Annotated in this window: 14 protein-coding genes and 1 pseudogene; 12 read left to right on the forward strand and 3 right to left on the reverse strand. The window is 68.7% G+C overall.

The genetic code is table 11. The features are described from left to right. The first annotated feature begins 110 nt into the window (after window positions 1-110). On the forward strand, window positions 111-2,636 hold the full coding sequence (gene ligD / locus H512_RS0117100) for a DNA ligase D (protein WP_026784490.1): 2,526 nt from the start codon (window positions 111-113) through the stop codon (window positions 2,634-2,636). Between the two features lie 9 nt (window positions 2,637-2,645). On the opposite strand, the gene H512_RS27665 is transcribed toward ligD, so the two are convergent. Continuing rightward, the gene (locus tag H512_RS27665; RefSeq protein ID WP_026784491.1) at window positions 2,646-2,870 is read right to left on the reverse strand and encodes an alpha/beta hydrolase family protein; all 225 of its coding nucleotides are present in this window, start codon (window positions 2,868-2,870) and stop codon (window positions 2,646-2,648) included. Between the two features lie 3 nt (window positions 2,871-2,873). On the opposite strand from H512_RS27665, the gene H512_RS27670 reads away from it, so the two are divergent. The 4 genes from H512_RS27670 (at window position 2,874) to H512_RS0117125 (ending at window position 6,819) form a co-directional block, all read left to right on the forward strand. Beyond that, complete coding sequence (locus H512_RS27670; protein ID WP_026784492.1) at window positions 2,874-3,059, forward strand: hypothetical protein; 186 nt, start codon at window positions 2,874-2,876, stop codon at window positions 3,057-3,059. A gap of 297 nt (window positions 3,060-3,356) precedes the next feature. Beyond that, complete coding sequence (locus tag H512_RS24590) at window positions 3,357-3,938, forward strand: TetR/AcrR family transcriptional regulator (protein WP_036792327.1); 582 nt, start codon at window positions 3,357-3,359, stop codon at window positions 3,936-3,938. Beyond that, complete coding sequence (locus tag H512_RS24595) at window positions 3,935-5,638, forward strand: MFS transporter (protein WP_245585441.1); 1,704 nt, start codon at window positions 3,935-3,937, stop codon at window positions 5,636-5,638. Before H512_RS24590 ends, H512_RS24595 begins: the two co-directional genes overlap by 4 nt. Window positions 5,639-5,793: 155 nt before the next feature. Then, window positions 5,794-6,819, forward strand: coding sequence for an HlyD family secretion protein (locus H512_RS0117125; RefSeq protein ID WP_210162717.1), 1,026 nt, complete (start codon window positions 5,794-5,796; stop codon window positions 6,817-6,819). A 58-nt stretch (window positions 6,820-6,877) separates the two neighbouring features. On the opposite strand, the gene H512_RS0117130 is transcribed toward H512_RS0117125, so the two are convergent. Both H512_RS0117130 and H512_RS25970 read right to left on the reverse strand, forming a co-directional pair. After that, on the reverse strand, window positions 6,878-7,708 hold the full coding sequence (locus tag H512_RS0117130) for a response regulator (RefSeq protein ID WP_026784494.1): 831 nt from the start codon (window positions 7,706-7,708) through the stop codon (window positions 6,878-6,880). 57 nt (window positions 7,709-7,765) lie between these two features. Next, window positions 7,766-8,878 carry an HD-GYP domain-containing protein gene (locus H512_RS25970; RefSeq protein ID WP_053239996.1) on the reverse strand — a complete coding sequence of 371 codons (1,113 nt, stop codon included), beginning with the start codon at window positions 8,876-8,878 and terminating at the stop codon, window positions 7,766-7,768. Window positions 8,879-9,711: 833 nt separating this feature from the next. On the opposite strand from H512_RS25970, the gene H512_RS0117140 reads away from it, so the two are divergent. The 7 genes and pseudogenes from H512_RS0117140 to H512_RS27905 form a co-directional block, all read left to right on the forward strand. Further along, complete coding sequence (locus tag H512_RS0117140; protein WP_169507173.1) at window positions 9,712-10,197, forward strand: MarR family winged helix-turn-helix transcriptional regulator; 486 nt, start codon at window positions 9,712-9,714, stop codon at window positions 10,195-10,197. Between the two features lie 126 nt (window positions 10,198-10,323). Beyond that, a complete protein-coding gene (locus tag H512_RS24605) occupies window positions 10,324-11,067 on the forward strand; it encodes a TetR/AcrR family transcriptional regulator (RefSeq protein WP_036792330.1) in 744 nt (247 codons plus the stop codon). Window positions 11,068-11,204: 137 nt separating this feature from the next. Next, complete coding sequence (locus tag H512_RS0117150; protein WP_026784496.1) at window positions 11,205-12,602, forward strand: MFS transporter; 1,398 nt, start codon at window positions 11,205-11,207, stop codon at window positions 12,600-12,602. A gap of 11 nt (window positions 12,603-12,613) precedes the next feature. Further along, window positions 12,614-13,687, forward strand: coding sequence for an efflux RND transporter periplasmic adaptor subunit (locus H512_RS0117155; protein ID WP_026784497.1), 1,074 nt, complete (start codon window positions 12,614-12,616; stop codon window positions 13,685-13,687). Next, complete coding sequence (locus H512_RS24610) at window positions 13,684-16,785, forward strand: efflux RND transporter permease subunit (RefSeq protein WP_053239997.1); 3,102 nt, start codon at window positions 13,684-13,686, stop codon at window positions 16,783-16,785. The genes H512_RS0117155 and H512_RS24610 overlap by 4 nt, the downstream gene beginning before the upstream one ends. Before the next feature lie 125 nt (window positions 16,786-16,910). Next, window positions 16,911-17,066 carry a DUF3563 domain-containing protein gene (locus tag H512_RS27105; RefSeq protein WP_156899553.1) on the forward strand — a complete coding sequence of 52 codons (156 nt, stop codon included), beginning with the start codon at window positions 16,911-16,913 and terminating at the stop codon, window positions 17,064-17,066. A 149-nt stretch (window positions 17,067-17,215) separates the two neighbouring features. After that, window positions 17,216-17,537, forward strand: a pseudogene (locus tag H512_RS27905) (AGE family epimerase/isomerase); the annotation flags it as partial.

Genomic DNA, 17,537 nt, shown 5'->3' on the forward strand with positions numbered 1-17,537 from the left:
CACGGCGTCGCCGCCCGCCGGAGAGGTTGCGGAACCGCACGTCCGATGCCGCGTTCTGGATTTGATCGTCGGTCACGGATTCCATTTCGCGGCAGTTCATGGAGGCGACCATGGCGCTCGAAACCTATCGCCAGAAGCGCGACTTCTCCGCGACGCCCGAACCCCAGGGCCGGCTCGCCCCGGCGGGCAGCATGAGCTTCGTCGTCCAGAAGCACGATGCGACCCGCCTGCACTACGACTTCCGGCTGGAGATGGACGGCGTCCTGAAAAGCTGGGCCGTCACCAAGGGGCCGAGCCTGGTGGCCGGAGAACGGCGCCTTGCGGTAGAGGTCGAGGACCATCCGCTCGATTACCGGGATTTCGAGGGCACCATCCCGAAAGGCAAATACGGCGGCGGCACGGTCATCGTCTGGGATCGCGGCACCTGGTCGCCGATCGGCGATCCACGGGAGGGCTATGAAAGGGGCCGGCTCGAATTCGAACTCGACGGCCGCAAGCTCGCCGGCCGCTGGTATCTGGTGCGGATGTCGAGACGTCCCGGCGAAAGGCGCAACAACTGGCTGCTGATCAAGGCCGAGGACCTATTCGCCCGGCCGCAGGGCGCCAAGGACATCCTGGAGGAACGGCCGGAATCGGTCAAATCCGGGCGACAGCTCGCGGACGTCGCCGGCCGGTCGCGGACGTCGCCGGGGACCGGGAAAGCACCGGGCCGCCGGCCCGCCAGACCGGCGACGGCTGGCGAGCCTGCCCTGCCGGATCTGGCGACGCTGACGGGCGCGAAGGAAGCCGCCCTGCCCGCTTTCGTCGAGCCCATGCTGGCGACGCTGGTCGCCGCCGCCCCCACCGGCCCGCAATGGCTGCACGAGATCAAGTTCGACGGCTATCGGCTGGAGGCGCGCATCGAGGCGCGCCGGGTCAAGCTGCTGACGCGCGGCGGTCTCGACTGGACGAAGAAATTCGGCAAGGCCGTCTTCACCGACCTTCAGAACCTGCCCGTCGGCGCCGCCCTCATCGACGGTGAAATGGTCGTTGAAACCGATGCCGGCGCCTCGGATTTCTCCGCCTTGCAGGCCGACCTTAGCAGCGGGCGCCACGATCGCCTCGTCTTCCATGCCTTCGACCTCATCCATCTCGACGGCTACGACCTCAGGGGCCTGCCGCTCATCGAACGCAAGGCGCTGCTCGAACGGATCGTCGCCGGTGCCGGGGGCACCGTGCGCTTCAGCCGCCATTTCGACGACAGCGGCACCATGGTGCTGCGCCACGCCTGCCGGCTGAGCCTCGAAGGCATCGTCTCGAAGCTGCGCGATGCGCCCTACCGGGCCGGCCGCGGCCGGAGCTGGGTCAAGTCCAAGTGCTCGGCGCGGCAGGAATTCGTCATCGCCGGCTACGTGCCCTCCACGGTGTCGCGCAAGCTGGTCGGCTCGCTGGTGCTCGGGATCCACGAGGGGGGCCAGCTGCATCACGTCGGCCGCGTTGGGACCGGCCTCAGCCACGCGGTGGCCGAGGATCTTGCCCACCGGCTCGAACGCCTGCGGATCGACACCTCGCCCTTCGGCTCGCCGCTGACCACCGACGAGGCGCGGCAGGTGACGTTCGTGCGACCGGAGCTGGTGACGGAGGTCGAGTTCCGCGCCTGGACGGCCGATGGCCAGCTCCGCCACGCCGCCTTTCGCGGGCTGCGCGAGGACAAGGCGGCGGAGGAGATCGTGCGGGAAAGCCCCAAGTCGGCCAAGGCACCAAGGCCGCAGCGCCGGACGGTCCGGCTCACGCATCCCGACCGCCTCTACTGGCCGGACGAGGGCGTCACCAAGGAGGGACTCGCCGACTACTATGCCGAGGTCTGGCGCCTCATCGCGCCCTTCGTGGTGGGGCGGCCGCTCGCCCTCCTGCGCTGCCCGAAGGGCATCAACGGCGCGCGGTTCTTCCAGAAGCACGCCTGGAAGGGCATCAACCCCAACATCGTGCCGGTCGATGATCCGCAGGACCCGAACGGCGAGCCGTTCCTCGCCATCAACGATCTCGACGGGCTGATGGCCCTCGTCCAGTCGGCCGTCCTGGAGATCCATCCCTGGGGCTCGACCCTGACCGACTGGGAACGGCCGGACATGATCATCCTCGACCTCGATCCGGGAGAGGACGTCGCCTGGCCGGCAGTGATCGAGGCAGCGCGAGAGGTGCGCGAACGACTTGTCCATGCCGGCCTCGCCGCCTTCGTGAAGACCTCGGGCGGCAAGGGCCTGCATGTCGTGGCGCCGCTGAAGCCGGAAGCCGAGTGGCCCGAGGCAAAGGCCCTCGCCAGCACTCTCGCCGAGGCGATGGCGGCGGACAGCCCCGAGCGGTTCGTCGCCACCATCAGCAAGTCCAGGCGGCACGGCAAGATCCTCGTCGACTACCTGCGCAACCAGCGCGGGGCGACGGCGGTCGCTCCCTATTCGACACGGGCGCGGCCGGGCGCCACCGTTTCGACGCCGTTGACCTGGGAGGAACTGGGGCCGGATATCGGCCCCGGCCATTTCACGGCCGTCAACCTGCCGGCGCGGCTGGCGGCGCTGGCCGCCGATCCGTGGGACGGCTTCCGGGCGGCGGCGGTGCCGCTCGACGCCGCCCGGCTCGACCGGCTCAGGAAGGCGTGAGCGCCGCGCCTATCGGGAAGCCCTGAGTTTGAAATACGCCCGGTACCCGGCTACCACCTTGGCGACCAGCGCCGGCCGGTCGTAGAGATCGTAGCGGCTTGCCCCTTCGACAACGACCAGATCCTTTTCGCCGGTGATCCGCTCGAAGACCCTCCGGCCTTCCTGCATCGAGCCGAACCCGCCGGGCACGCTGCCGGTGACGATCTGGACCGGCTGGGTCAGCAGGTCCTCCACCAGATGGAAGGCATCGAAGGCGAGGATCCCGGCCAGGCTGGGGAAGCGCAGCTTGTTCGGCGTGCGGGCGTTCTGGCCGCGCCGGGTTCGGTAGTCCTCGACGGCCTCGATGCCGGCCTGCCGCCGCTCGCGCCCTGGATGGAAGCGGCGAAGGCAAGGGCGCCCTCCTCGGCCAGCTTCTCGGCATAGATGCCGGCGGTCCGGCCCTTGCAGCTACGCCCCGGACGCACGCAGACGGTCGCCGCGTATCGGCGGGTCCGATCGAAACTTCGCGGCAGATGGACGGTGGCGGCCATCGCAACCGAGACAACAAGGACATTTTTGTCCTTTTAAAGGACTGGCGACAGCCGGTCGGCTGGCGAGACAGCTGGAATTGCGCGATCCACCGCTTTTTCTGCGTATATTCACGCACTCGTCATAGCCGCCAAGCCCAATGTAAGGACCGCTGACATTGACAAACGGACTCTTCTGTCTGATTTGAGACCCATGACAAAGCTCAGGAAAGACGCCGAGGAGAACCATTCGGATATCCTCGATGCGGCCGATATCATTTTCGCCAGCCAGGGAATCACCGCGCCGCTCGATCTCGTCTGCCGGAAGGCCGGCGTCGGACGGGCGACGCTCTACCGGCACTTCCCGGACCGTCACCACCTGATCGTCGCTCTCCTGGAGCGGGGAATCGAGGAGACCGCAGCCAAGGCCGACGAACTCGGCGAGCGCGACGACGCCTTCTTCGTCCTGCTGCGCTTCCATGCCGAACGCATCCATGCCCGTTCGTCGCTGATCGACTACTGGCGCGTGCTCGACCGCACCGCGCCGGAGGTACGGCGAGTGCGCGAACGCTTCCACCAGATCTTCTCGCCGCTGATCTTCCGCGCCGTCGAGGCAGGCGCCTGCCGGCCCGACATCCAGGTCGATGACGTGACGCTGCTGGTCAGCATGCTCGGCTCTGCCTTGCGCGGCCGCACCGCCGACGAGCAGGCCCGGCTCAGCCTGCGTGCCTTCGAGCTGATGATCGAGGGCCTGCGGCCGCGCGCCGGCGGCGGCGCCCGCGAGGCCGCGGCGTGAACCAGCAGCCGCTCGATCCCCTGCCCGACTGGGACCCCGAGGAACGGCCCCGCATGCCGGGCTCGCCGGCCCTCGTCAAGCACTCGCCCGGGCGCCGCCTCGCCTACGGCCTGGTCGGGCTGCTGGTCATCCCGACCAGCGGCCTCGGCACCGGTCTGGTCGCCGCCAATCTGCAGAACATCCAGGGCCATCTCGGCCTGACCCCGTCGGAGGCGGCGTGGCTGTCGGCGGTCTATGTCATGTTCAATGCCTCGGCCAACCTCGTGCTGTACAAATGCCGGCAGAGGTTCGGCATCCGGCATTTCGCCGAGGCCGGCATTGCCGCCTACGTCGTCATCTGCGTGCTGCACCTCGTGGCCGCCGATTATCCGACGGCGCTGCTGCTGCGCGCCGTGGCCGGCTTTGCCGCCGCGCCGATGAGCGCGCTCGGCATGTTCTACCTGATGCAGGCTTTCCCGCTGAAGCATCTCGGCCGCGCCCTTTGCCTTGCCCTTGGGCTGATGCAGGCCATGACGCCGCTCGCCTGGGTCCTGTCGCCGGCGCTGGCCAGTACCGGCGACTTCCGGGAGATCTACCGGCTTGAGCTGGGCATGGCGCTGCTCAGCTTCGCGGCGATCGTCGTCGTCAAGCTGCCGCAGGGCATCCGCATCCGCACCTTCGAGCCGCTCGACTTTCTGTCCTTCGCCCTGCTGGCGCCGGCCATCGCCCTGGTGGGCGCCGTGTTCGCGCAGATGCGCTATGAATGGTGGGAGGACAATCCGTGGATGGCCTATGCGGTCATTGCCGCCCTGGCGATGGCGATCGTGGCCGGACTGATCGAACACTATCGAGCCCATCCCCTTGTCATGACCCGCTGGCTCGGCACCGGTGATGCCTTCCGGTTCGGCATGGGGGCGGTCGGCATGCGCTTTCTGCTCTCCGAGCAGAGCTACATGGCGCCGGGCCTGCTGAGGACGCTCGGCATGGGCCCGGACCAGTTGCAGCCCCTCTATGCCATCATACTGGTCGGCACCATCGCCGGCGCGGCGATCTCGGCGCTGATGTTCGGTCCCAGGCGGATACTGGCCATCCTCGGCGTGTCGATCGCCCTGGTGATCGCCGGCAGCTACCTCGAGCACAGCGCCACCAACCTCACCCGGCCGCACGACGTCTACCTCAGCCAGCTGATGATCTCGCTCGCCACCGGCATGTTCATGGGGCCGCTGCTGCTTATGGGCATCACCAAGGCACTGGCGCGCGGTGCCGATCACATCGTCACCTTCTCGGTGCTGTTCAGCCTGTCGCAGGGTATCGGCGGCCTTGCCGGACCGGCGGTGCTCGGCACCTATCAGCTCTACCGGGAGCATGAGTATTCGGCGGCCCTCGTCGCCACGCTCGATCCGGCCGATCCTCAGGTGGCGCAGAGGATCAAGCTCTACCAGGGCGCTTATGCCAAAACGATCGTCGATCCGGCGCGGCGCGACATCCAGGCCCGGGCCTTGCTGGCCCAGGTGGCGACGCGCGAGGCCAACGTGCGGGCCTACAACGATGCCTCGCTTCTCAACAGCCTGATCGCTTTCGGCTTCCTGTTCTGGACCTTCGCCAGCGACATCCTCCGCGTCCTGACCGGCGGCGTCGAGAAGGCCGGCCGGCTGACCCGCCGCCGCCTGTCCGTCGCCCGCTACAGGCGATCGCGCAAACTCAGGACCCTTCCGCAATGAACCAACGCGTCCGCCCGCCCGCGCCGGAATCGACCACCGCGGTCACCGCCCATGCCCGTCGCAGCATGGATAGCGAGACCACCGATGCGGCGCCGTCCCAGCGGCCCGCGCCGCCGCCCAAGGTTGCCAAGGCCGGCGTTGCCACGGTGGTCGCCATGCTGCTGGTGGCGCTCGCCGGTGCGGCCGCCGTGTTGTGGGCCTGGCACCTCTGGCCGTTCACCAGCACCATCGAGGTGACCGAGAACGCCTATGTGCGCGGACAGGTCACGGCGCTGGCCTCGCAGGTCAGCGGCTACGTGACCGACGTGCCGGTGCGGGACTACCAGGTTGTGACGGTCGGAGAGCCGCTGGTCCGGGTCGATGACCGCATCTACCGCCAGCAGCTGGAGCAGGCCGAGGCGCAGCTCGACATCGCCAGGGCCTCGCTCGCCAACGTCGACCAGACCATGGCCCAGACCGTCGCCACCGTCGCCGTGCGCAAGGCCGCGCTCGATCAGGCGGCGGCCCAGCTCGCCCAGGCCAAGGCCAGCTACGAGCGCGTCAACTCCCTCACCCAGAAGGGGATTCGCGCCGAGACGGACCTCGACAGCGCCGTTGCCAATCTCAAGGTCGCCGAGGCCGGCGTGGCGGCGGCCGAGGCCAACGTCAGCCTGGCGGAAGCGCAGGTGCGGGCCACCGACGTGTCGCGCTCGGGGTTGGCGGCCCAGGTGCACGCCGCCGAGGCGACCGTCGACCTCGCCCGCATCAACCTCGGCAACACGGTGATCGCCGCCCCGGCCGACGGCCAGATCAGCGAAAGCTCGGTGCGCAAGGGGCAGTATGTGGCGGCGGGCACGCAGCTGATGTTCCTGGTGCCGCCGGCCCGCTGGATCGTCGCCAACTACAAGGAAACGCAGACCGCCCAGATGGCGGTGGGGCAGCAGGCGACCATCGAGGTCGACGGGCTGGACGGCGCCGCCCTGCACGGCGTGGTCGAGGACCTGGCGCCGGCCACCGGGTCCGAGTTCAGCGTGCTCAAGGCCGACAACGCCAGCGGCAACTTCACCAAGGTGGTGCAGCGCATCCCGGTGCGCATCCGCCTGCTGGAAGGCCAGCCGCTGGCGGAACGGCTGCGGCCGGGCATGTCGGTGATCGCCAGGGTCGACACCGCGCCGGCGGACGTCGCGCCAAGAAAGCCTTGAGGCGGCGGCGCGGCGGATGGAACGGCTGCCCTGAAACCCCGCTTATGCCGGACTTGCCTCAATCGTCCAGCCACAGGACCGACTGAAGATCGGGGTCCTCGAAGGTCTCGGGGGTCCGGTGCGACACGAAGGCGGTGTCGCCGAGACTGTAGAGGCTGTTCAGCACCTCGTCGATGTCCCTGGCGTAGAAGGGCTTCTTCAGGAAGAACTGCACGCCGATATGGGCAGCCGCCCGGCGGATCGCCTCGTCGCCGTTGCCCGACATCAGGACGACGTGCGTCTCGCCGGAGGAATAGAGCAGTTCGCCCGCCGCTTCGAGCCCGTTGATGCCCGGCATCTCGACGTCGATGAAGGCGATGTCGAAGCGCTGGCTGCGGACCAGGCGGATGGCTTCGGCACCGTTGGCGGCTTCCTCGATGTCGAGATTGAAGCGGCTGTGCTCGACGATCCGCCGGACCACCGTGCGGACGGTGGCGCTGTCGTCGACGATCATCACGCGCCGCCGCTGCACCATTGTCACGACCCGCAGCAGGATCATCGCCACTTCCGCCCTGTCGAAGGGCTTGGGCAACAGGGCATAGGCGCCGCGCTCCTTCAGCGCCTGCAAGGTCGGCGGCGACATGTCCGAGGAGATGGAGACGACGATCGGCGGCCGCCGGCTGCCGAGCACGGCATCGAAGCGCTTCAGGAGTTCGATGCCGTTGATGTGCGGCATGTTGAGGTCGAGGAACAGGACATCCGGCACGCTGCGCAGCAGAAAGCGCCCGGCCTCCAGCACGCCGCTGCATTCATAGACGTGGCATTCGGGCGCGACGGCGCCGATCTCGCCCCGCAACTGCGTCCGGACGATCGCCGAATCGTCGACGATCAGGGCGCTCAGATTCAGCATCGCTTGCCCTCGAACGACATGGGAACCCCCACTCGCCGGTCCGCCGGCCGGCCCCGGTCAGGCGACCAGGGCCAGTGCCGGACGACCGGTCTCGCACTCCACGGCAACTTTCTCGAAAACGCGCACCAGGTCCGGGTCGAGCTTTTGTCCGGCCATCGAACTCAGGATCGCGTAGGCCTCTTCCGGCGGCTTGGGCGGCTTGTAGGCCCGCTTCTCGGTAAGCGCCGCGAAGATGTCGCAGATGGTGATGATCCGCGTCAGATCGTCGATCCCGTCGGCCGCGATGCCGTTCGGATAGCCGGAGCCATCGAGATATTCATGATGGTCGCGGGCGACGCGGGCGATCTCGCCGGCCGTGTTCTCGTCGCGCGACAGGATGTCGTAGCTGTAGAGCACGTGCCGCTTCATGATCTCCCACTCTTCGGGCTCGAGCTGGCCGGGCTTGTCGAGGATCTCGAGCGGAATCATCGCCTTGCCGACATCGTGGAAGAAGGCGGCGCCGAACAGGCGCCCGGTCTCGCGGTCGCCGAAGCCGAGCACGCGCGCGAAGGCCAGCGCATAGCCCGAGACCAGCGAGCAATGCTGGGCGGTGCCGTCGTGATAGTTCTGGATGAGGTCGATCCACACCGACATCGGCGACAGGCCGATCAACTCGTCCATGGCCCGCCGCTGGCGGCTGGACTCCTCGATCGTCGGCGCCACCGGCCTGGCGCGCAGCCGGCTGAACAGATCGACGACCGAGCCGGCGATCCGGTTGGTCATCGACGTCCGCATGGCGACCGTCCGCGACGCCTGGTAGACGGCGTGGGCATCGATCTGCGCCACCAGGCTGACGAGGTTCTGCGTCGTCCTGGTGGTGGTCATGTTGATGCAGGAGAAGCCCTCCCGCTCGAAGGCCGCGAAGGAATCCGGCTTCATGCTGTCCAGAAACAGCACCGTCCGGGCGCGACGCTCGCCGCAGAGGGTGCGCAGCCTGCCGGGACTGTTGGCGTCGATTCCGTACTGGCCCAGGATGACGAGAACGTCGTTCCGGCCGATCTCCGAGATGTCTTCCCTGCGGGGAGGCAGTTCATTGACGGCAAATCCCAGCGCGTGAAGCCCACGCAGGAAAGGAGTGGCCTGCTCCGGCTGGTCTGCCACCAGATGGACCCTTATGCCAGAACGGCTCATTACGTCTTTTCCTGGAACCCAATTATGGGGACTGCCCGGCTCTGTGAATAAGTTTTTATAACATGATGAGGGTTTAAAATTTTCTTTTGTTAAAAGTGCTTGTTCGCATAAAATTGTACGACTTAACCGTTTCAGCCCGGGATTCAGGACACCCGGCAGCAAAGCGCCGAATCCGGAATCGCGATATCCGCAACAAGTCCTTGATGACTTGGCCATAATGCGAGAGACGCCGGCCGGGGCTGGCGTAGTTATGCCCTGCCGGCATGACCGTCCAAGAAAAAAGACCTTCCGATACCCCTTCCGTTCGATGAGCATCCGCCATCGTCACGGGCTCCAGTTCCGGCGAGTGAAACCACGGCCATGCTGTTCGCCAGGCGGCGCTGGCGGGGGCGCGGATGATCAGGGCCGGCGACGCCGAGATGGTGGTGGCCGGCGGCCGGGAAAGGAGGAAAGACTAATCGCCCTCGACGCCGCCGAGATCGCCAGGAGACGGAAAGGCCGCTGAACCACTTCCCCGCGCCAATTGGCCGCCGACCCGCCGATACCGCCCCCCTTGTCGTCGCTGTCCTCCCGCCCGGAGACCCATCGGCGGCTCGTCCTCAGGAGGCCTGTCCGCGCGTCCTCGACGACCAAGGCGCCATCATCGAGGCCTGCTGCCAAGCCTGGGCAGGAGTCCCCGAGAACCGCGACCGTATCGCCTCCCTCTGCAACCATCCATCGACCGGACAGACCGGTTGACGGGCATACCAGCATCGGCCGGGATCGAACCTACTTGACCATTCGGCTGATGTGATATAATAGGCACCTATTATACCCCTTGAGGATGGATGCAATTGGAAAAGCGCAACGATCCCGAAGACATCGAATTCGATCCGCTGGGCACGCCCTCCTTCCTCATCAAGCAGTTGGCGAAGGAGCTGACGCGTCTGGCGGAGGCCGAGCTGCGCCCTCTGGGCGTGGGGATCGGCAGTCTGCCGGTGCTGGCGGCTTTGAAGTCGGGAGCCGCGATAACGCAGGCGGATCTGGCGCGGTTGCTCCACGTCGAACAGCCGTCCATGGCGCAAACCCTCTCGCGCCTCGAACGCGACGGCCTGATCCGCCGCCGGCCCCACCCCGCCAACCGGCGCATACAGCTGATAGAACTCACCGCGGCGTGCCAGGAAATCCTGCCCCGCAGCAAGGCCATTCTTCTCAAAGGCAACGAGCGCCTTCTTGCCGGCTTCAGCGCGGACGACGCCAGCCTGTTGCTGTCCTTGCTCAAGCGCGCGTCCAGCAACCTCACTCCGAACGACACCGACACGCCCGGAGACGAACAATGACCGCCCTAACGACGAGCGGCGGGTTCGCCGCCGCATGTCACTCCCCTTTTGCCGTCCGGGGTAGATTTCATACGCCAACAACAAATCGAACTTGATCGTAACGAACACGTTCGTTATAAGGTCGACATGACACTGAAACCGCCATCCACCGCCGCCCGTCCCATCAGCCGCCGCGACCGCCCTGCCAAGGCGGCGCTGACGCGTGAGCTGATCATCGCCACAGCGCTGGCCGTGCTCAACGAGGAGGGCCTGGAGAAGGTGACGATGCGGGCCATCGCCAGTCGCCTCGATACCGGCCCGGCCTCGCTTTACGTCTACGTCCGCAACACCGAGGACCTGCACGCGCAGTTGCTCGACGCGCTGATAGCCGGCGTTCCGGAAGCCGCCACCGAACGTCCGGGTGCGGCCGTCGACGCGGCCGACTGGCGAAGACAACTGGTCCGGCTGCTGATGACCTACACCGAGCGACTCTTCAGCCATCCCGGCATTGCCCGGCTGTCGCTGTTCGCCCGATCGAATGGCCCGAATTCACTGCGGATGGCCGATGCGCTGCTGAAGCTGCTGCGGCAGGGCGGCGTTGCAGACGCCTCCGCTGCCTGGGCGATCGACCTGATGATGCATTTTGCGACCGCCACGGCGGCCGAGCAGAGTTCCGACCAGCACGAGAGCAAGATCGCCGCCACGGCGGATGCCATCGAGGCGGCGGACCCCATCCTCTATCCCAACCTCGCGGCAATCGATCCGCTGCTGCTGTTCGGCGGCGACGGCATCCAGCGCTTCGAATGGGCTGTCAACGTGCTGATCGACGGCGTGCTCGCCGCCACCCCGCCGGTACCGGGAGACCATCCGCCGATATTCCGACGAAGCTGATTGCCGGCGGCTGACGCCGACATCCGTTTTCTCCTGACCGAAATCGCCCGCCGCGGATGCCCCAGCGTCCGCGAACGCTGAAACCTTGTCGTTTTCCGGATGCCGGCCGCACACACGCCGGCGGAAAGGATAGTTCATTGTCTTCTTCCCGTCAGATCCGGGGGCCTAGCCTTGTCGCCGTCCTCGCCGTGGTGCTCGCCGCCGATATGCTCGACCTCATCGACGGCACGCTCACCAGTATCGCCGCGCCATCGATCGCCCGCGACCTCGGCGGCGGCGAGGCCTTCATCAGCTGGCTCGGCACCGCCTATGCGTTGGCGCTCGGTGTATTCCTAGTGCTGGGCGGCCGGCTCGGCGACCGCTACGGACAGCGCCGGCTGTTCCTGACGGGCATCGCCGGCTTCACTCTGGCCTCGCTCGCCTGCGGCCTTTCGACCGGCCCGGTGCCGCTGATCGCATCCCGCTTCGTACAGGGCGCCTTCGGGGCGCTGCTGATCCCGCAGGGCATGGCCATCCTGACCACCACCTTCCCGCGCGAGCAGTTGGGCATGGCCTTCAGCGCCTTCGGGCCGGTGCTCGGTCTTTCGGCCATCGCCGGGCCGATCGTCGGCGGCCTGATCATCGATGCCGATATCGCCGGCCTCGGCTGGCGGCCGATGTTCCTGATCAACATCGTCCTCGGCGGCCTCGGCTTCGTCGCCGCGCTGAAGGTGCTGCCGGAAACGCCCGCCCGGCCGGCGGTCCGCCTCGACGGCCCCGGCGCGGTGCTGCTCGGCCTGGCCATGCTGGCGGCGATCTACGGCCTGATCGACGGCGCCAGCTCGGGATGGACCGAAGCGGCCGGTCTGTCGATCGGCGCGGCGCTGGTGCTGTTTTCCGCCTTCGGCTGGCGGCAGGCGACGGCGGCCGATCCGCTGATCCTGCCGTCGCTGTTCCGCAGCCGCGGCTTCGTCTCCGGCCTCGTCGTCGGCTTCGTCTTCTTCGCGGCGGTGAACGGCCTCGTCTTCATCGTGTCGCTGTTCCTGCAAGGCACGCTCGGCGCGTCGCCCTCGGCAGCGGCGCTGCGCATGGTGCCGATGACCCTCGGCATCATCGTCGCCTCGGCGGCCGGCATGGCGCTGATCCCGCGCCTCGGCCGCCAACTGGTCACCGCCGGGCTGGTCGTCACGCTTGTCGGGGCGGCGCTGCTGGCGCTAGCTCTCCAGGACGGCAGCGGCACGTTCGGCCTCTCGGCAGCGCTGTTCGTGCTGGGGCTCGGCATGGGCAGCTGCTTCGGCACCATCTACGACATCGCGCTCGGCGACACCTCGCCGGATGAGGCCGGCAGCGCCAGCGGCTCGCTCAGCGCCATCCAGCAACTGGCGGCCAGCGCCGGCATGGCCACCATGAGTTCCGCCTTTCTGGCCGGACGGATCGCCTTCGGCGGCCCCGGCGCCCTGACAGCCTGCCTTGCGGCCATCGCCGGCCTTCTGGTGCTCAGCCTGCCGCTGGTGGCACTGATGCCGAAGGCAGCGCCGGCCGAAGCCATCCATTGACGGAGACCAACATGCAACTCCGAGCCGCCGCCCTGCTGGCGCTGATCGTTCCACTCGCCCTTGCCGCCAGCCACGACGCCGTGGCCGGCGAGCGGCCCATACTGACCGTGCGGCCGATCCACGCCGAGCAACAGAGCTGGACCGACACCATCCCGGCCGCCGGCTGGGTGGCCGCCTGGGGCGAAGCGTCGATCGCCACCGAAATCGGCGACTATCGCGTCGACGACCTCCTGGTCGACGTCGGCGACAGCGTGACCAAGGGGCAGGTGGTCGCCCGCCTCGCCGACGATCAGCTCAAGGCGGCCGTCGCCGCCGGCGTGGCGGCCGTGGACAGCGCCCACGCCGCCCTCGAACTGGCGCGGTCGGACGCACGGCGGGCGGAAATGCTCGGTTCGAGCGGCGGCCAGTCGAAACGCGAGCTGGAGGCGGCCGGCGTCAACGAGCGCATCGCCGCCGCCAACGCCACCGCGGCCGAGGCGGAGCTTTCGGCCCGCCGGCTGCGGCTCGACAAGGCGACGCTGCGCGCTCCCGACGACGGCGTCGTCTCGGCGCGGCCCGCCGTGCTCGGCGCGGTGGTTCCGGCCGGCTCGGAACTCTATCGCCTCCTCCGCCGCAACCGGGTGGAGTGGCGGGCCGAGGTGCCGGCCGATGCCGCCGCCCGCATCGAGCGCGGCATGACGGCGACGCTGGTCGAAGGCGATCGCGGCATGGCGATCGGCATGGTGCGCCTGGTGGCGCCGACGCTGAACGCCGGCTCAGGCCGGGCGACGGTCTATGTCGACCTGCCGGCCACCGGCGAGATCCGGCCCGGCTCCTATTTCGCCGGCGGCATCGAGACCGGCCGGCGCGACGTGCCGACCCTGCCGGACAGCGCGCTGCTGCTGAGAGACGGCGGCAGCTTCGTGTTCGCCGTGGCGCCGGACGGCACGGTGACGCGGCGCGCCGTCGTCACCGGCGCCCGGCGCGGCGGCCGCGTCGAGATCGTCTCCGGCCTCGATGCCGAAACGGCGGTGGCCGAGAGCGGCGTCGCCTTCCTGTTCGACGGCGCCGCCGTCACCATCGCCGCCACGGAGGTGACGCCATGAATGTCTCCGCCTGGGCCGTCCGCAATCCGGTGCCGGTCGTCCTGATGTTCGTGCTGCTGCTCACCGGCGGCCTGATCTCCTTCTCGCGGCTCGCCGTGCAGAGCTTCCCCGACCTCGACCTGCCGCTGGTGTTCATCGACTGCCGGCTGGACGGCGCGGCGCCCGACCAGCTCGAAACCGACGCGGTGCGCAAGATCGAGGACAAGGTGGCGACGCTTGGCAAGCTCAACCACATCACCACCCGCATCGACGACGGCCGCGCCTCTGTTATCGTCGAGTTCCCGATCGACAAGGACCCGCAGGCGGCGCTCGAAGAGGTCCGCAACGCCGTCGACGGCGTCCGGGCCGATCTGCCCGCCGACATGGAGACGCCGGGCGTCTCCCGCCAGACCGTGCAGGACACGCCGCTGATGGTCTTCACCGCGGCCTCCGACCGGCTCGACGAGGCGACGCTCAGCTGGTTTGTCGACAACGACCTTGCCCGCGCCCTGCGCTCGGTGCCGGGCGTCGGCGACATCGCCCGCCTCGGCGGCGTCGACCGCGAGGTGGCGGTCACCGTCGATCCGACGCGGCTCGCCGCCTTCGGCCTGACGATCGGCGAGGTGGCCGACCGGTTGCGCGCCGCGCAGATCGACGCCTCCGGCGGCCGCGTCGAGACGACGATGAGCCGCAGCACCATCCGCCTCACCGCCGCCGCCAACGGCGTGGACGCCCTCCGCGCCCTGCCTCTGCCGCTCCTCGGCGGCGCCTCGGTGCCGCTCGGCGAGGTCGCCACGGTGGAGGATGCGCACGCCGACCGCACCAGCCTCGCCTATCAGGGCGTCGAGAGGGTGATCGCCGTCGAGATCAAGCGTTCCAACGGCTATTCCGACATCGACGTCGCCGAAGGCACCCGTGCCGCCGTCGCCCGCCTCGCCGCCGACCACCCGGAGGTGCGGCTCGCCGAGGCGACGACCACCGTCGACGCCACGCTCAACGACTACCATGCCTCCATGCACATGCTCTACGAAGGCATCGGGCTGGCGGTGCTGGTGGTCTGGGCCTTCCTCGGCTCGCTTCGCGCCACGCTGGTCGCGGCGGCGGCGCTGCCGCTGGCACTGATCCCGGCCTTCATGGCGATGGAATGGTTCGGCTTCAGCCTCAATTCGGTGTCGCTGCTCGCCCTGTCGCTGGTGATCGGCGTGCTGGTCGACGACGCCATCGTCGAGGTCGAGAACATCGAGCGGCATCTCAGGAACGGCGGCACGCCGCGCGAGGCGACCATCGCCGCGACGCAGGAGATCGGCCTCGCCGTGGTCGCCACCACGTTGACGCTGGTCGCCGTGTTCCTGCCCACCGCCTTCATCGGCGACGTGCCCGGCCTGATCTTCCGCCAGTTCGGCATCACCGCCTCGGCGGCGGTGCTGGCCTCGCTGCTGGTCGCCCGCCTCCTGACGCCGATGATGGCCGCCAAGCTCTTGAAGCCGAAGGCCGATCAGGCGCCGGTCGCCGATGGTCCGATCATGCGCGCCTACCTGCGGCTGGTCCGCCTTTGTCTCGGCCATCGCGCGGCGACGCTGGTCGCCGCTGCGATGTTCGTGGCGGCTTCCTTCGCGCTGGTACCGCTTCTCGACACCGCCTTCGTGCCGCCGTCCGACATCGCCCAGACCACCGTTCAGATCACCTTGCAGCCGGGCAGCAGCCTCGCCGCCACCGACGCGACGGCACGCCAGGCGGCGAAGCTGATCGGCGCCGTGCCCGACGTCCGCTCGGTGCTGACGCGGGTCGGCACCGGCGCGGTGGCCGGCGCCGGGCCGGATGCGGTGGCGAATGCCGACGTGACCAGCGCCCTGTTCACCGTCGATCTGACGCCCTACGGGAAACGTCCGCGCTCGCAGCAGATGATCGAGCAGGACATCCGCGACGCCCTGGCCGTCCTGCCGGGCGTGCGCGTCGCCGTCGGCGGCAGCGCCGACGGCGTCAAGCTCGACGTGGTGCTGGCCGGCAACGACGCGGTGGCGCTCGGCCGCGCCGCCGGAGCCATCGAAAGCGGCATGAGGACGATACCGGGCCTCGGGGCGGTGACCTCGACGGCGGCGCTGGAGGCGCCGGAAGTCGCCGTGGCGCCGGATCTCGCCCGTGCCGGCGCCCTCGGCGTGACACCGGCCGCCATCGCCGCCGCCGTCCGCATCGCCTCGGCCGGCGACTATGCCGCCAACCTGCCCAAGCTCAACCTCGGCGAGCGGCAATTGCCGATCCGCATGCGTCTGCCCGCCAGCACAGCCAGCGCCCCGGAGGCTCTCGCCAGCCTCAGGGTCGGCGGCAAGGACGGCAGCGTCGCGCTCGGCGCCGTCGCCGACATCGCCATGCGCACCGGACCGACGGCGATCACCCGTCTCGACCGCGAGCGCAACGTCATCATCAGCGCCGAACTCAACGGCCGCAACATCGGCGCGGTGACCGAAGAGGTGACGGCGCTGCCGGCGGCGCGCGACCTGCCGGCCGGCGTGCGGCTCGTCGACCAGGGCGAGGTGGAGCGGATGGACGGCATGTTCTCCGGCTTCCTGTTCGCCTTCGTGGTCGGGGTCCTCTGCATCTACGGCGTGCTGGTGCTGCTGTTCCGCGACTTCCTGCAGCCGTTCACCATCCTGACCGCCATTCCGCTGTCGCTCGGCGGCGCGCTGCTGCCGCTGGTGGTCACCGGCACCAGCTTCTCGATAGCGACGGCGATCGGCATGCTGATGCTGGTCGGCATCGTCACCAAGAACTCCATCCTGATCGTCGAATATGCCGTCGCCGCGCGGCTGGCCGGACAAAGCCGGCTGGATGCGCTGATCGACGCCTGCCACAAGCGGGCGCGGCCGGTGGTGATGACAACGCTGGCCATGATCGGCGGCATGGCGCCGGTGGTGCTCGGCCTGTCGGGCGGCGACCCGAGCTTCCGCCGGCCGATGGGCCTGACGGTGATCGGCGGCCTCGCGCTATCGACGCTGCTCAGTCTCATCGTCGTGCCGGCGGTCTACAGCGTCGTCGACGGACTGTCGCGGCGGCTGAAGAGGGAAGAGGGGACGCAGGCGACACCGAGCATGGTGCCCGAAGCAGCGGAGGTTTCCATATAGAGAAACTGAAAGTTGCTTTCAGAAGTTGCGATTAGGCGGCGGCGGGTGCCGGGCCTATATTGAGGGCGTCAAGAGAGATGAGAGAAACGGGCCGGAAGCCTCCGGTCCAGGAAAGGAAGACCGAGATGTTCGCCACCCTCAAGCGCACCGCCAAGCTCCTCCGCGGTCCCACCCCTGCCGAGCGCGATCTGGCCTATCTCAACGAAGCCGGCGACCGCTACGACCTCGAAGCCCGCGAGCGCAACCTCAGCCGCCGCGCCAACCGGGCCTTCGATCTCTGAGGATCGGACCGCGGCGCACGCCACCGCAGGATGCAGACGACGTCGAGCGCTCGAAACCTGTCCGGTTCGGGCGCTTTGTCGTTTCCGGACGGCGGGAACTGAACGCGTGGCCGGGGCGTTGCAGCGTTGTTTGCAAGACAGGAAGCCGCATGTCCACCTCCCGCTTCACCCGCCGCTATCTCGACGAACTGCTGCCGCTCTGGCTCGACCATGCCTTCGACCGGGAGGCCGGCCAGTTCATGGAGGGGCTGGAGATCGGCGGCGGGCCGCAGCTGTCGGGCATCGTCCGCACCCGCACGGCGGCGCGGCAGATCTACACCTTCGCCCATGCCGCCCATCTCGATCTCGCGCCGGCCGGCGCACTCGCCACGGCGGAGGCCGCCTTCGATCATCTCGACGCCGTCGCCTGGGCGGCGGACGGCCGGCCGGGCTACGCCCGCGCCTTCGATCGGCGGACGCGGGCGGTCACCG

This window comes from Pleomorphomonas koreensis DSM 23070, assembly GCF_000425185.1.
GTDB lineage: Bacteria > Pseudomonadota > Alphaproteobacteria > Rhizobiales > Pleomorphomonadaceae > Pleomorphomonas > Pleomorphomonas koreensis.